Source organism: Streptococcus caprae (assembly GCF_042649745.1).
GTDB classification, from domain to species: domain Bacteria; phylum Bacillota; class Bacilli; order Lactobacillales; family Streptococcaceae; genus Streptococcus; species Streptococcus caprae.
The window spans coordinates 30,001-47,915 of sequence record NZ_JBHRZV010000029.1 but is presented as its reverse complement, the minus strand read 5'-3'; the positions used below and the strand labels follow the sequence as shown (position 1 = coordinate 47,915).

4 protein-coding genes are annotated in these 17,915 nt (G+C 44.0%); all 4 read right to left on the bottom strand.

The genetic code is table 11. The features are described 5' to 3' along the window. Positions 1-8,908: family 20 glycosylhydrolase (locus ACFORF_RS04235; protein ID WP_380425802.1), on the bottom strand; the 8,908-nt coding region annotated here is incomplete at its 3' end. Positions 8,909-9,095: 187 nt separating this feature from the next. Next, complete coding sequence (locus ACFORF_RS04230) at positions 9,096-16,541, bottom strand: discoidin domain-containing protein (RefSeq protein WP_380425800.1); 7,446 nt, start codon at positions 16,539-16,541, stop codon at positions 9,096-9,098. A 256-nt stretch (positions 16,542-16,797) separates the two neighbouring features. Further along, positions 16,798-17,382, bottom strand: a complete 585-nt coding sequence (locus ACFORF_RS04225; protein ID WP_380425799.1) for an HD domain-containing protein — start codon at positions 17,380-17,382, stop codon at positions 16,798-16,800. A 72-nt stretch (positions 17,383-17,454) separates the two neighbouring features. Next, a complete protein-coding gene (locus ACFORF_RS04220) occupies positions 17,455-17,913 on the bottom strand; it encodes an NUDIX hydrolase (RefSeq protein WP_380425798.1) in 459 nt (152 codons plus the stop codon). Positions 17,914-17,915 lie beyond the last annotated feature (2 nt).

Genomic DNA, 17,915 nt, shown 5'->3' with positions numbered 1-17,915 from the left:
CCCATTCCTCAATCATAGCTGGTTCGTCGGCGACTGGATAGAGTTCATCAAGCCATTCCTCGACAACTGCTGGCTCTTCAGCGACTGGATACAACTCGTCAACCCATTCCTCAACTACTGCTGGTGCTTCGGCGACTGGATAGAGATCATCGATCCATTCCTCTACTACAGCTGGTTCTTCAGCTATTGGATACAACTCGTCAACCCATTCCTCAATCATAGCTGGTTCGTCGGCGACTGGATAGAGTTCATCAAGCCATTCCTCGACAACTGCTGGCTCTTCAGCGACTGGATACAACTCGTCGACCCACTCTTCATTTACAGTCACTTCTGTACTTGTTGGTAGCTTTGGATTAGCTGGCGTGCTTGGCGTATCGACTATAGTAACACGGACAGGGACAAGGTCACTAGTACCATCGCTATAAGTCACACGTACTTGACCTGCAATAACAGAATCCGTCGCTACACTTGCTGGAACAGTTACGGTTACAGTACCCGAGATAGGATCTACAGCGATGCTTGCATCACTTCCTGACTCCAAACTAAATTGCGTACTCACAGGAATATTACCAATAACTGGCAAGATCAATGACTCTCCGGCTGTGGTAGTCTTGTCTTCATAAGTCGGAGTATAATGTTCAGATTGCGCACTACGAATGGTAAAGTACTTGCTTACTTGACCTTGATAACTTCCCTTACCTTCAATAGTCACTGTCGCCACAACATCCTGACTTTGATTACCAATGTTATCAGAATAAGTCAAGGTGTAATCTGTACCTTCTTCTAGGACAAGTCCCGCAACGGTCACGACTGGTTTTGGTGTCACCGCACCGTCACTAAACGGCAGGCTAATTTCTGATAAGCTAATATGATCATCTCTCAGGGTCACAATAACACTCTCACGAGCACGTAATTCACTAGCAGACATGTAGCGGTTTGCACTTCCAGCATCACCAAGTGTTGATATCGCTTGTAATTTGATGTAACGTCCTTGGGTCGGTGTGAAGCTAACCTCTTGCCAATCATTTGTATTTGTAAATTCACCTGATTTCACTAGAGTCCACTTCGCATTGTCCGGACTTACATAGACTTGGTAGCCAACAACTTTGCCGTTTGGGGAGGTATCTTGACGTTGCATATAAGCCAGACCATCTAGCTGACGCTCTTTACCCGTATCTAGGGTCACCCAAAGGTTCGTCACATCTGTACCTGACCAGGCTGAATGCCAATGGGTAGCTAAGTCGAGGTCGTTAGCATTTGTTACTAACTCACTCGGACGATTTTCCACAGATCCAGCGACCATAGTCACCTCATCACGTGGGATATAACGATGATTCTCGAGAGTCTGAGGACTTTCTGGAACAATGTTAATGGTGTAAGCTAAGGATTTCGTCTTATCCTCTGACTCTGTAAAGATTTTCACCACGCCTTCCTTAGCTGGCAAGATAGTAATGCCGACATTGCTATTAGTATTAGTTGCGAGGACTGCACCCGTATCTGGCACACGCATATTTGTGGTTACCTTGTTTCCACTGTAATTTCTATCTCCGATGCGAACGTTAGTCAAGCTAGCGTCGCTATACTCGGTAAAGCGCTCTAGAGCTGACATCAGTTTCAACTCTGCCAAACCAACGGATGTCTTTCGACCAGTGAGGGCTTCATCAGAGTTTTCAACGGTCATCTTAAAGACAACTGCTGGCACTGGTTTGGCAAGGTTGTAGATAATCTTAGTCAACCCATTTTCTAGGACAGGTGCGCTAGCAGTGTAGGAGATTGCTTGATCTTCAGATCCTGAGCCTAGATTGTAAGCAAAGCTAACTGATTTTGGCAAACGCAAGGACCAATTGTCCTTATGATAATAGGCAACGACTTGAGCAATGTTTTGGGCGGTGTCATATTCAAAGGTCAGAGTCGCATGGGTATTGCCTGCTTGAGCAGACTTGTAATTAGACCAGATGGTTGGATTGACAGGATTTCCACTGAGGTTTGGATCAACGGTCAATCCTAAATCTTTGATGGCATTCAAGGTATCTGATTGCAGGTTTTCTGGAATGTCCTGTGTCAATCGTGCAGCATTTGGGGCTATGTTTTGATTGATGGTAATTGACTTGGTCGCCACTCGAACAGTCGCTGTAACTGATTTAGCATCACCAAGGACATTAGCCAAACCTTGGATAGTTACCAGTCCTTCGGTATCAAATACAGAATCCTCTGGCATTCCCCAGCGAACCGGGAAAGTTGCAGACAAGAGTGTGCCATCAGGCATATAGGCTTGAACTGTTGTTGGCAAGCTTGGTACATGACCAACTTCAACAGCCCGACTAATGTTCTTGATAGCGGCAACTTGGTCAATGACTGCCACAACTACCTCAGCCTCTCGAGACAAGCCAGCCACCCTACCACGCGCAACAAAGTTGCCGCCTGCAGCTAATTTTTCTGCAATAGTATCCTGGTCAAATGTAACTGCCCGCTCCTCTTCATGGCCGTCCTGATAGCGAACGATGACTGTTTCTGGAAGTTTAAGTTCAGCACCTTTCTTGATGTAAATGGTCTTACTAAATTTATAAGCATCTACAACTGATGGATCCTTAGTTTCCTTGGCTTGAACATTAAACTCTTGACTGCTGCTGGTTAATCCATCTGCGCTTGCGGTCACACGAACTGTACCAGTCTCACCAGTCATCTTGAGAATGGCGACAACCTTACCAGCAAAGGCTTGGCGATTGCCATCTTGATAGGACTGGTGATCCACAGCATTACCATTGTCCATGGCAACTAATTCGGCAGGTCCGTCAACTGTAACGGTCACACGATTCGCTGCGTTTGTCACCAAGTTTCCATTGGCATCTTGGACATCAATTTCGACATAGGCAAGATTATGGCTATCAACTGTAGAAGCCTGCTTGGTTACCTTAGTCGCTAATTTAGCAGGTTGGGTGAAGCCAGTAATGGTATGACGGCCGACAGTATCTGCAATCACTTCATCATTAGCATTCAGAGCGATAGCCTTGATGGTTCCTGGTGCGTAGGTAACATTCCAAGTCAGATAGAGGTTTTTATGCTCAGTCCGTTGCTTACCTTCACCTTCAAAAATCTTGTATGTGTAGCCTGCATCCGTCGTCTTGTTTGTGAAGGTCTTGGTTCCCAGGTCAGTTTCTTTACCATTAGGGTCAATATGAACCAATTTAACCTTGTCTGCGTTAGAATAGACGACTACCTCAACCCGATTTTGACGGTCTTTGCTGATGACCGATTCTTCCCATACAGGTAGAACATGGAGGGTCGTATCTTTTTGGTTCCATTGACTGCGGTAGAAGTAATAAGAATCTTTAGGGAAGCCTGCGGTATCAACAATACCGAAGTAAGAGCTCTTGGCAGATGGCCATCCTTCTGTCGCACCCGTACCGGTATTATTCCATGGAGTTGGTTCTCCTAGATAGTCAAATCCCGTCCAGACAAATTCTCCAGCCACAAAGTCTCGTTTGATAACATCGTACCAGGCTTCACTCGCAAAGTGACCCCAGTTTACCTTGCTTTGATCATAAGAGGTCAGTTGTTTATCAGATCGTTTAGTATTACCCTTGACATTGTAGACGCCACGGCTATTGACAGAAGAAGCTGTCTCAGAACCGTAAATAATCCAGTTTGGATTGAGGGCATGACCTGCGTCATATTGGCTACCGTCTGCGTAGTTATAGCCAACAATACCATTCTTAGCCAATAGAGCATTCGCCATCGCAACTGAAGTCGCGTTCTTGTGTTTGAGATAGTTATCTCCCAAAGTGGCTGGACGGGTCGAATCAATCTCTCTAATCCAATCAATCAAGCGGTTAATGACTTGCGGATAGCCACTGGTATCTCGACCGCCAATACCTTCCAATACTTCGTTTCCTGTTGACCACATGATGATAGAAGGATCGTTGAGGCCACTCTTCACCATCTGTTTAACATGGTACTCTGCCCAAGTTTGATCAACCTTGGCTCCATTGAGATGCTCTGCCATGCTTCCAATCTGACGGTTAAAGAAGCGGGCATAGTCATTGGTATTTTCATTCTTAGCATATTCCCAAGTGTCGAAGGCTTCGTCGATAAGAAGCATTCCCTTGCGGTTAGCAATATCTTTCATGACACGGGATGATGGGTTGTGGGTCACACGGACAGCATTAACCCCCATATCCTTAAGAATCTCAAACTGGCGTTCAACCGCGTCGTAATAAGCACGCGCACCCAAACTTCCTTGATCATGGTGCATGGAAACGCCTTGGAGTTTCATGGCTTTGCCGTTGAGTTTAAAGCCGGTATCCTTGTCAAATTCTGTATAGCGGAAGCCCATTTCTTGGTCTTTGCTTTGCAATTGTTGACCGTTTTGGAAGACTTCTGTCCGTAAAATGTAGAGGTTAGGTGTGTCAAGAGACCAAAGTTTTGGAGTAACCAGCTTAAAATCTGTCGTTAAGTCTGTCTCTTGACCTGCCTCGATGCTGCTGATTGGCGTCAGGGCAGATTCAGCCATCTTATCACCAAGACTGCCATCACTGAGACGCTCATAAAGACTGGCTTTGAGCGTGACATTGGCTGTTTCTGTTCCCTGATTAGCGACAGTCGCTTTAACCTTGATCGTGCTACCTGTAGCTTGGTTGTAAGTTTCTTTCAAATCTGGTGTTTGAACAGAAACTCCGTAGTCTGCTAGATGGACATTTGGCGCAAAATTCAAGTTAACAGACCGGTAAATACCAGATCCTGAATACCACCGTGAACTTGGAACAGGATTTGTCACCTTAACAGCAATCAGATTTTCTTCACCAACCTTGAGGTAATCCGTTAAATCAAAGCTAAACGGTGTGTATCCATTGGTATGAGTGCCAAGGGAAGTACCATTAATGAAGACTTCTGTCTCCATATAAGCACCATCAAATTGTAGATTCACCCGTCCTTTAGCAGCTTCTTCGCCAATCGTAAAGGACTTGCGGTACCAACCCACACCACCTGGTTTGTAGCCACTTTCAGCCTCACCGGAAGCCGTATAATCTTGAATTAGACTGAAATCATGCGGTAAATCAAGATTCTTCCAAGATGATGCATCAAAGCTCTTGTCAGCTGCACCGGAAATATCTCCTAAATTAAACCGCCAGTTCTGATCAAAATTGATGGTCTTATCCGTTTCATTGTAATGGTTAACCTGATGCCAGTCAGTTGGGGCATCCTTTTGAGGCAATTTTTCTTCTGGCTTCAAGTCATCCAGACTAACAGGGACTGGCTTGAGTTTGAGATTGGCCAAGGCTTGACGAAGAATCGGCACATAGGCGTCAACATCCGCCTGCTCAGCCCGTTTCTTATCCCAATCAATGCTACGAATGGCGTGTTCAAGGGCTTTGGCACTGCTATCAGTATACTTGCCAGACAACAAATCCTCAGGGATAGTTCTTGCCAGAGCCAACAGTTCTTGATAATTAGCGCCTAAATAAGTAGCATTCTTATCGGCAAAGGCTGTAACCAGCTGATTAAATTTATCATACTCAAAATTAGCACTTGGCGTATCTGCCCAAATGGCTACCATACTACCAATGCTTGGAACTGAACCCGCTTTTGAGCCGGGTAATTGATTAAATGGTGTGCTCTCGATACGAGTCAAGGCAGAAGCAAGATTGTAGCCACCGGTCGTATCATTTCCAAGCACATAGTACCAGGCATCGTTGGTGTTAATCAGATGATGCCCCTTATTTACCAAGAAGTCAGGTTTAGCAACGTTATAACCGTTCCAGCCAACCGTCCAATAAGAGATTATCAGGTCCTTATCAAAGGTTCCAAAGTTTGTCTTACTATTGTAGTAAATACCATCATTAAAGGCCATTGGCTTGAGACCAGCCGCCTTCACAATACCTGCGAGGTCATTGGTATAGTCAATAAACTTACTGTACTTGCCTGTGCTTTGAAGGACCTGCCAACCCTTGGCATCTGTAGCATCATTCGCGTACTCATCCAAACCAATATTGAAGATTTCCACCTTACCAGAGAAAAAGTCAACATATTTTTTAATCAAGGCCTTGGTAAAATCAACTGCCGCAGTATTGTCCAAATCGATGGTACGACTGGAAGTCTTATTCTTGTAAACAAACTTAGGATTTTCAATGCCTAACTCGACCATAGCATCTAGGATGGCATCCATGTGCCCAGGACTGTTGATAGTTGGGATAACACGAATATTCTTATCCTTAGCATAGGCTAAGATATTTGCCATCTCTGCTTGGGTCAAACTGTTTCCATTCGGATCATTATAGTAGTGATTATTCCCATTAGTAATGGCTGTCTTCACTTGCTCACTGGTATAGGTCTTATCGTTTGCAGTGATGGTCATATCGTCTAACTGCAGACGCAAACCATCATTTCCTAAAAGCAAATGCAAGTCTGTGAAGCCTGTTTGACTAAGTCGGTCAATAACTTCCTTAATCGTATCAGATGCAAAGTATTTGCGACCCGCATCCAAGGAGAAGATTTTCAGGTCTAAGTATTCTGTCGGCACTTCTGATAAAAGCGGCAGAACAGCTTTTTTCAAGACATCGACATAGGCGTTAACTTCTGCTTGTTTGTCCTTGCTCTTCTCCCAATCGATAGACACCACAAATTGCTTGATCCCTTCAACGTAATCTGCTGGTAGATTGCTAGTATCCGTAGGAATCAGATCAACCAGTTTCTTCACTTGCTTGTAATCCGCTTTGAAGATAGTTGGGTTCTTCTCAGTAAAGGCTGTCAGTAACTGGTCTACCATAGCTTGGTTATAGGCATTTCGAGGTGCATCTGCCCAAACAGCCACCATAGCCCCGATAACAGGAACTTCTCCCGTCGCATCACCTTGAATCTTATGGTAGGCAGTTCGTTGAATCCCACCCTTACCTTGCTCAAGGTTATACCAACCACTGCGTGAAGTATTGCGACCGATAATATAATACCAGTCATCATTGGTATTCATGATTTCATGGCCCTTATCATGCAGGAATTTCGGAGTTGCCACATTGTACCGCACTCCTTCAACTTCAAATCCTGCTGTCCAGTAAGAGACAATAATATCCTTGTCAAAGGTTCCAGAAGCCACATCATTATCATGGTAAATACCATCGTTGAAGGCCATCGGACGAAGGTTATGTTTCTTGACAATAGCTGCCAAGTCATTTGCATAGGTGACAAACTTACCGTATTCACCACGCTCTTGCAGGGTTTTAAAGCCTAATTTTGGTCGTGTCACGTCATTGGCATACTCATCCAAACCAATGTTGAAGATTTCTGCCTTACCTGAGAAATAGGCCGCATATTTGTCAACCATAGCCTTGGAAATAGAAACTGCAGTCGCATTATTCAAATTCAAGGTTGTTGCAGAAGTTTTTCCATCATGGCTAAACTTAGCATCCGCCACACCCAATTCGCCAATGGCAGTGACGATAGCATCCATGTGACCTGGACTGTTGATAGTTGGGATGAGACGAAGCTGCTTGCTGTGGATGTAGGCAACAAGCTCATCCATCTCAGCCTGAGTCAAGGCCTGCCCCTTATCGTTAGACCGTTGTGTCTTCTCGTAGGCCAAATTTCCCTTGGTCAGAGCCTCTTTAACAGCTTCACTGCTGTAAGAAGTCCCATCAACGTTGAGTGACATGTCATCCAAGAAGAAGCGGAGGCCATCATTTCCTAAAATTAAGTGGAAATCTGTAAAACCTAATTTATCCAGACTATCCACAGCTTGTTTCAAGGTTTCAAGAGAGAAATATTTGCGACCGGCATCCAAAGAAAAGACAGTCATAGGTTTGGTCGTTGCAGTAACAGGAGGTGCTTCAACTGCCGTATTCTTCAACTTCAAGCTTGCAATAGCAGTCTCGATAGCCAAGGCATAGGCATCGACTTCTGATTGCTGACCGGCCAACTTATTCATCTGCACGGCTAGGATGGCTGCATAGACCGCTTCAACACTTGATTCTGTATATTTGTCGACATTTTCAGGTGCTAAGAGGGCTGTGGCTTTGTCGCTGGCCGCCTGTACCTTACTATAGTCTGCTGGCGCATTTGTATCTGAACTGCTGTCATCATCGTCGACCCAGCTCGAATCCGAACTCGCTGGATCTGATAGCGAAGTCGTTGCCTCAACCTTAGGTGTTAAACCAGCAAGAGCTGCGTCAATCTTAGTCGCATAAGCGTCTACTTCTGCCTGTTGACTAGCTGGCTTATCTGGCACAACTGCGCCAATGGCTGCGTAAACAGCCTGAACACTTGACTCCGTATATTTGCTGAGATTATTTGTCGTCAGAAGGGCTGACGCACGCTTGATAGCTTCCTTAACCTTAGTATAATCTGCCGGTCCAGTCGGAGTTGTCGGAGCTGGTGTCGGTGCAGTCGTCTCAGTGGTATCCGTTTCATCGTCTACCCAGGATGAATCAGACTCAGTCAAATTATTAGAATCTGATGCTGGTGTCGACACTTGAGATTTCAAACCAGCAATAGCTGCGTCAATTTTTGAGACAAAGGCATCCACCTCGGCTTGACGACTAGCTGGTAAATCCATCTCAACGGATAAAATAGCAGCATAAACAGCCTGTACACTTGATTCCGTATAATTGGCCAAGTTACCTGTTGCTAATAAAGTCGTTGCCCGTTGAATAGCCTCTCTAACCTTGCTGTAGTCTGCTGGCTGGCTGGACTCAGTCTCAGTAGTGGTCACGGGTGCAGTCGCTTCTGGGCTAGTTGTCTCATCCTCGACCGAGGTCTCATCCTCACCAACAAACTCTTCTGCTACAGATGACTGAGCAGTCGTCTCAGCAAAAGCGGTGTCCGGCAAGAGTAAACTAGCACCAATCATCACAGAACAAACTCCAACAGTTAACTTCCGAATGGAAAACTGATGGCGTCTTGAATACAACATATCTTTCATTCAAATGATTCCTTTCACTTGTTTTTTAAACGCTTACATATTTATGCGAGAGAAAAGGCGGTTAAAAACTGAGGTTCGACTTCGAATTCAATTTTCAAACCACCTATATTTCTCCTTAACTTAGAGGAACTTGATTTGGATTAGCTCTTCTATTTTTTAGTAAACAATGACAGAAATTATTAGAGACTTAGTTGCGACGGCGTTTGCCTAGAGCTGTTGCACCAAGAAGACTCGCCACACCAAAAGCCATATAAGCATAGGCACTGGCATCACCAGTTGCTGGAAGAGTTCCCTTCTCATCTGCTTGAGCTTTCTGAGACGATACTTCTGTAGCTGCCGGTAATGTATCTGATTTAGACTGTGTATCTGTTTTCAGTTTATCCACACCTTCACCACTCACTTCCGTAATAGCTTTCTTGGTATCCACTGTTGCTTCTTCAGCATTAGAAGACACATAGGCATCATCGACCCACTCTGCAGTCACTCCTGAGCTAAAGGTCATTGTTACAACTTGACCATCATAGCCAGTTGAGTCATAGCTCAAACCTTCTGCTAACTTCGCTTCTGCGAGCGCAGACAAACCAGCTAACAAAGTATCATAAGTAATGTTCTTAAAGTGAGAGGTTTGAACTGTTTGACCATCTACAATAATCACAATCTCATAGTCATCATAAGATACTGCATCAGTAATAATATCTTCGCCTCTCGTATAATCACTTTCTACGAATTCACTATTTGTGGTAGTTGGTAACGGTTTATACACAATCGTATAGAAACTAAAGTGGTCTACGGTCACTGAAACAGAGGTGTCTGACAGGACTGTATAGTCGAGTGACTCATCTTCTTGAGTTGGATTGACGTAGTAGACAGCTTCAATATCTCGATTTGCGCGTTTTGGAAGGATAACTTGACGAGACCCTTCAACTGTTACAACCTCACCTGAAGCATTCACAAAGTGGATATCATAGATGTCTAAGTCTTGTGTTTCCAGGTTATCATCCAAAATTGGAGCAACTTGTGTCACTGAAGTTGGAGTAACTTCTAAACGAAGACCTGCGACTTCACTTGGTTTAACTGTCAAGTGAACTGTTACACCAGTGACTTGATTAGTTAAAGTGACAACCTGAGTTGCTTCAAGAACTTCTGGTGCAATATCTTCTGACCAGTCTTCAACAACTGTAGTATCGTCAGCGACTGGGTATAACTCGTCGACCCATTCTTCCACTACGGCTGGTTCCTCAGCAACTGGATACAACTCGTCAACCCACTCCTCAACCATAGCTGGTTCTTCAGCGACTGGATAGAGCTCTTCAATCCATTCCTCGACAACTGCTGGCTCTTCAGATACTGGATACAACTCGTCGATCCACTCTTCAACTACGGCTGGTTCTTCTGGAACTGGATACAACTCATCGACCCACTCTTCAACTACGGCTGGTTCTTCTGGAACTGGATAGAGCTCTTCAATCCATTCCTCAACTACTGCTGGTTCTTCTGGAACTGGAGTTGGTGTAGGATTTGGATCTGGATTCGGAGCGACTTCCGATGCTTTTGTCAGCACGTAAAGTTCTTGTCCTGACGCAAATCCGCCAACACTAGAGAGCCAGTTTACTTTGACATAGCGTCCTTGACTACCTACTGGGAGCAGAGCAACCTTATCTGTATTATTTTGGTCCCACTTGATGACTGGAGTTGCTGCTGACCATGTCTCACCGTCTTCGCTGACTTGAAGGGTAAGACTGGTGATTGTTCCATTTCCAGCATCGCGACGAGGCACATAAACTAGATGATCCAACTCTTTTGAAGCACCTAAATCCAGTACTAAGGAGGACGGCACAGCTCTAGTATTGTACCACTCACTGTGATACTGAGTATCCTCACTGCCATCAACAAATAGTGAGACTTCTTGTCCAGCTTGAGAGGCAACTTCTGCTGTAGCTGTAATTCCTGTTGCCCGACCAGTCACATCTTTAACTGTTGTTCGACCAGAAATCAGTTCCGTAGCTTCTGACGTACCCAGTGGATTTACCGCTTTGACTCGGAAATTGTAAGCTGTATCTGGTAGTAAGTTGTAAATATCTGCACTATTAGTTTCAACACGCGCCACTTCCACATAGGACTTGCTACCATCTTCTGCAGTGACTTCTTTTTCAACCACATAGCGGAGCACCTGAGCATCATTATCCCATGTCAAGGTTAGGCTGCCTTGGGTTGGACGTGTCACAGTTACATTTGTAGGAGTCGTAGCTGGACCTGTATAATGAACAGCCTGACGAACAGGTTCATTGGCTACCTTAGCCGCAGCTTGGTTATTGCCAACAAGGATTCCTTCATTGCTGGTGAAGTCCAAGGTAACGTCTGACAACGCCTTCAAGGTTACAGTAGCTACTGCACCAGAACCACTCAGCAATGGCTTATCACCAAAGTTTACAAAAGTAAAGACAACATCTGTCTTACCTTCACGGGTCTTGACATTAGAGAAATTCTCAGCTTCTTTCGTAAACTCAGTGTTTGGCGTCACCTGATTGCCAACTACAGAAAGAGCACCTGCATCAATCTTGAAGGTTGAGGTCAAGGCGTTGGTATTGGCTACTTCATCAGCCATCAAGGTAACTACTGCTGTCTCTCCAGCCTTCAGAGTCAATTTATCAGCGGTCAAGTAGAGACGTCCACTAGGAGCCACCGTTTGTGGGCTAGTGACACCACCTTCTAGTTGAGTCGCGATCACGTTGATATCCTGAGCGTCAATCAGTCCATTACCATTGACATCGACATGCTTAATGTAGTCGAAGTCGCTATCTGATTTTCTCAAACCAGTATAGTTGAGGAAGGATGTCTTGTCATCTTCAGTAATCTTACCATCATTGTTGATATCACCAGGTACAGCCATCTTAGTGCCTGGTTTTTTGAAAATGAGCATCTCTTCACCGGAAATAAAACCATTATAGCTACTGGTCACCGCCATGTAGACATAGCGAGCCTTGGCATTAAGGACATGTTTCTTAGAAATACCATCACCACGCCAATCTTCCCCACCAGAAGGTGTCCAATTAACGCCATCTTCACTGATCCAGAAATTAGTCCATTGAACACGACCATTTAGACCTCCGTCGCTACGTTGACGATATTCTAGGTAGTCAAGATCATAGACACCACCAAGATCAACCTTGATGTATGAGTCGCTAGAGACAGAGGAATTCCAATCACTATGGAACATATCCCCTTTCTTCTTGTTGAAGAGTTTATCAATACCTTCACCTGGTTGCTGACGAATATTAGTTTCAACCTTGGCTGGATCAATGTCGATGGCATTCAACCATGGATCTTGACTGGTTTGTGTGGTCAGTGGTGCAGACCAATCTGAAGCTCCCTTAGCATTGACAGCTCGAACTTCAAAGGTATGAGAACTTCCGTAGTCGAGGTCTCCAAAGCTAAATTCTGTCGCCTTGATATTAGAGTAGACTATGCCGTTATGACGGAGGTCATAAGCATCTGCTCCTTCACTCGCTGTCCAAGTCACTTTAATATCTGTAGCTGTAACATAGGCTACAGGAGTAGCAAGGTCAGTTGGTACGGCAGGTATAGCTAGATTTTCATCGACTTCTTTGTCGACTTTCTTATTGATGAAACCATCGATAGTTACAATAACTTCAGACTGAGTGACGTCTGTTTTTTCCAATTTGATTTTGACTAAGTCGTTCATGGTGACCGTCAGATTTTGAATAGCCTCACTTCTTGCCCCATAAGTTGCCATCGTTGGATTCTTGTGGTAGAAGAAGACATTAGTGCCATTTTCATAATCCTCAAGACTGTTCACACGAGTCAGGGTAACATCACGGTCGCCAATTCGAGCAGTGACACTATCAACATCTTCAGAAACATTGACATGAAGTTCTGTTGTTTTTTCCTTAACAAAGCCTGTGAAATCGCCACTTGTCTTGCCAAAGGTTAATACAGCAGTTCCCTTGGTATTGGAATCACCAGCCTGACTGGTGATGATGGTCGTTGCAACCTCTCCAGTCTTGTATCCTTCGCTTGTGCCATCGTCTTCATAGAGTTTGAACTCACTTGATTTATGAGGATAGAACTGAACGAGACGATTGCTACGATCAATTTCAGACGGATTATTGTTGGCATTTGCCATCGGGATAATAGCCCCGTTTTTCACAAAGACAGGGATTTTCCATAGCGGAGCATCAAAACCATTGAGGACACGTCCACCTTCGTATTTTTCTCCTGTATAGAAATCAATCCATTCCACACCTTCTGGAAGGTAGATATTGTTACGGATATCATTTCCTTCGCTATCCATGGCCGTTTCTTCATAAATCGGTGCTACAAGGAAGTAATCTCCATACATGTACTGATATTGTACAGCCTTGGTGTAGTTAATCGCATCACTCGGATAATCCAAGAACATTGCACGAACAATAGGCTTACCTGTCTCAGCCGCCTGATGGCCTGTCGAATAAGCATACGGTGTCAGGGTTGACTTAGTCTTAAGTGAGATCCGGTTAAGGTCTGTCGTCTTATCGTCAAAGGCAAATGGTGTCTTTGGATTTGCACCCCAGCCGTCCATGTTCATCATGATGGAGGTGAACATCTTCCATTGGTACTCACGGGCATTGATAATGGCATTTCCACCACCAAAAATGCCGTCCATATCTGATCCCATGTTCGGGTTACCAGAAAGACCTAATCCGATATAGGTTGGGATATGGAAGCGAATGTATTCCCACTCACCACCGACCTGGTCCCCAGACCAGATAGCAGCACCGCGTTGAGTACCACCCCAACCATCAAGCGAGATGATAAATGGACGAGCATTCTCACCGCTCTTTTCAGTCAAAAGAGCTGCTCCAGTCGTCACCCCATTAAGTCCAAAGGAGTAACCAGGACCTACCCAAGCAACGTCAGTCTTAATCGCACGAATACCCGCATCCGCAACCTCTTTTTCAATATTACGGTGGAGGACAACGGCCTTACTTGGATCCGTGTCATAGAGGTCAGACTGGGTCCACAAGCCGACTTTAATGCCATTTTGCTTAGCATATTCAACAAATTTCTTGAGGTTTTGAATATTGCCTTCCAAGGAATCTGCCTGACCATAACCGGCACCATAACCATCATTTGGAAGGAACCAAGCAACAGGCATGTCCATATTCTTATAGCGGTCTATCACTGCGCGTGCGGAGAAGGTGTAACTTTCGCCTTCACCATTGAGGGTTTCTTTGACCGCTTTTGCACGATCAGCTTCAGGCAATTGATTTGGTTGATATTCACGGTAGTATTTACCTTCCAGTTTAATTGCCCCACGGGTTCCTTCAGGAACTTCCACCCAATAATCACGGTTATAGGCATTCAAGTGCCCAAGATAAAGGGCATACTCAGGTAAGACGACAGGAGTTCCGGTCAGTTCTTGGTAGTCCTTGATGATATTAGCAGGTGTTGTATTGATGAAGAAAAAGGCATCATAACGAGACTCATTGTGAGTTGTCTCTACTGCTGATTTATTAGTCGTTCCAAAATCATAACTACCTGGTTTAAAGGTATTTCTCAAGACACCATAGCCTCGTGTTGACCAGTAGAATGGATTTGGAGAGGCGACCCCGCCATCAACCCAGTTATTTTCGTTAACGATACTAATCTTGTTTCCCTTATGAGTGAAGCGACCATTTTGCATCCCACCACCAAAGAAATACTCATCTGCAGCTTGACTAAGGGTCTGTACGGCCGAACCAGCTGTCATTTGAACTGGAACAACTTCCTTGGTAATCAATTTACCAGTTTGATCATAGACTGACATACGGGCAGTAGCCTTATCGAAAACTAGCTTGATAGCATCTGTCTCAATAGTATAAGCCTTATCATCTTGAGAGAGACGGCCTAGAGTGCTACCATCTTTTTTATAATCAGCTAATTTTTTAATAGCAATTTCTGCTGGACGATCTGCACGGCTAGGCTCAGGAGTATCAACGAATGTCGCATCTCCATTTTCAATATTATAGCGGAAAACATGATTATTGTAGAGATCCAGTTGAGCCTTTTGACCTGTCGCAAAATGAATCGTCGCACGATCATTTTCAAATGTCAGAGAGCTAATAGCACCTAAGGCATTTGCAGGTTTGACGTAAGTATCCTCAGTATCAGTTGGAGTTTCAGTTGGATTTTCTACAGGTTGTTCTGCTGGTGTTTCTGTTTCTGTAGCCTTAAACTCATAAAGTTTTAGTTCTCTCAGTGTTAATTTTTGCTTATCTACGGCACCATCCGCTGAATTTTTAGCTTCTAGGAAAGTGATAACAACCTTATTGGCTGTCACATTCCCCAGGTCATGGCTAGCCACTTCTTCAGCAAAATCAGTCGTCACATCTTCTGAACGGTAGACACTCTCCTCCCCATTAAAAGCTTGAACACGATATTTCGTCAGGGTTCCGTTTGAACCAGCACGCTTGAGGATTTCTAATTTATTCAGGACAATAGCAGAGCCATCCTTGGTTGACAGAGTGATATCCTGTGGCAGAGAAACAGTATCAGGCAGTTTTCGATTTGAACCGTAATCCCACTTGAGTTCTGCCAATGTGTCAAGGTTACCATCCGTTAATTTGTCCAGTCCTGCACCGTAAGTAGTCTCGTAAACGTTTTCATTTCCAGATACACTAAAACTGCTAGAATCAATCTTTTGACCATTGTTACTGTAAAGTTCTACTTCTTTCAGAGAGAGTTTTTGATTATCGACTGCTCCTGCAGCTGAATTTTTGGCTTCCAAAAAAGTCAGTTGAACATGACTTACTTTAGTCGGCTGGGTTAATATATGAGCCGCAATTTCTTCAGAGAAATCCGTCACTATATCTCCTGAACTATAGACCTCATCATCACCATTAAAACCAGTTACTCGATATTTGGTTAAAGTTCCGTTAGCATTGATCCGCTTGAAAATTTTAAGGCTCTCAAGGTCTACAGCTTCGCCATTATTAAAGCTAAAAGTTACCGGCTGAGGAAGCTTAATCTCCTCAGGCAAACGACGGTTTTCGTCAATGTCCCATTTGAGTTCTGCTAGAGTTACAGGATCTCCATCAAGCAACTTCTCTGGTGTCTCTCCATCTTGATAGACTTCGCTATTGCCACTAATAGCAAGAGATTCCTTGGCGACCTCTACAACTGAACCAGAAATACCATCTGAGTTTGCACGAGATGGTTGTTCACTATTAGCTTCACGTGTAACCCCTGCTGAGGAACTTACCCTTGTATTTTCTATTACTTCCGTCTCAATGGCAGAGCTCGTCGTTGCAACAGTGCTGGCAGACTCTGAGACTGTTGTATCTGATGACGAAGCCACAGTAGTCTCTACCGATTCTACTGGCACATCAGCACTAGACGTTGGCTTTTCTTCAATAAGATTACTAGAGTTCACTGATTCTGTAACCCCATTAGCATCTGACGTAGTATTCGTTGTAATTTCAGACGTATCTGAGGAACGTGTTGCTTCTGTCGTTTCAAGATTTACAGTAGACACCTCTTCATCTGCAAGGGCAACTCCACCAGAAGCTAAAAAACTGAACGCAATAACAGTCGAGCAAACTCCCACTTTGAACTTACGAATGGAGTACTTTGGCTGTTTATTAAATTGACTCATGCTAGTCTTCTCCTTACTTTTAAATTTTTTATTTAGCACTACACTTAAACTCCCCTCCTTACATGGTAGCGCATACATTTTTCAAATAAAGGATATCACGCTTAATTCACAAAGTCAATATATCAATACAAAGTTTTTAACTTTTTCTTCATATTTTTGTTTAAAATGAGAGATTTTAGAGTTTGCAGATTTTTTCATTAGAAAAAGGTAGAGTTTCTTGCGAAATCTCCACCTCTATTTACCTATTAAAATCTTCTTACTTATCTAAATACAACCCCTTGGCTACACTTTGGTCCAACAAGTCTTGGGTCAACTGCCAGAGTTCTGGACTCTCCTTTTCGATAAAGGATTTTTTAGCCAAGACCTGTGATTTCGTTAGCTCGTCACTATTCTCACCTTCTGCTGCAATCCAAAGATGATTCATCAAGGGAGCCAAAGCATCCATACAGCGTGCAAATCGTGCTTCAGGGCTACGACCTTGCTCAAATTCCTTCCATAAGCCTAAATAATATTGAGCTTGTGCTTGAGGAAGATGGCCAAAAGTTGCGGTCACGGATTTTAGTTCACGCTCATAAGACGTTTGCTTGCCGACCTCATCAAAAGCTGACGTGTCGCCAACTCCGATTTCTCCAATATCATGAAGCAAGAGCATTGACAGCACGTGCTCTAAGTTAATTTTTTCTGGAAAATAATCCCGCAAGGTCATGGCCATCACTGCCAATTGCCAAGAGTGTTCGGCCGAGTTTTCATAGCGCCCATCCATCGTCTGATTTTGACGGGTGACTGTTTTTAACAACTCCAATTCCTTGAAAAATGCAAGTTGTTGGGTAAGGTGCTTCATAATTTCTCCTAACATTTTATGGAAAATCTGATTTCATTTCAACAGAAACAAAACTTTGAATCACAATAACTTTCATCCTCTTTTACGAAGATAGTTAGTAATATAGCCTCTGTACTCATCTCCCAAATTCTCTGGCAACTGATCGTAGTCAAAAAATTGCAAAGCTAGCCCTTCTGACTTATCCAGTTGCAACTGACCAGCATAAGACACAACTTTATAGACTGCCGTGATGACATAAATCTCATCTTGATTGCTCAGTTTGAAATGGTAATCCGGTCCAGAAAAGGTATGAACAAGGCTCAACTCCGTAATCTCAAGGCCAGTTTCCTCGCGCACTTCACGAATGGCTGCTTCTTCTAGCGTTTCTCCAATGTCAAGCAAGCCGCCAGGAAGCCCCCAATTCCCAGAAAGGCGTTGTTGTAGGAGGACTTGGCCTGACTCATTTTCTAGGATGACATTTGACCCGACTAACATCAGCAGATCATGACCGATTTTCTTTCTGATTTCTTTGAAATATTCTGATTGAGGCATAG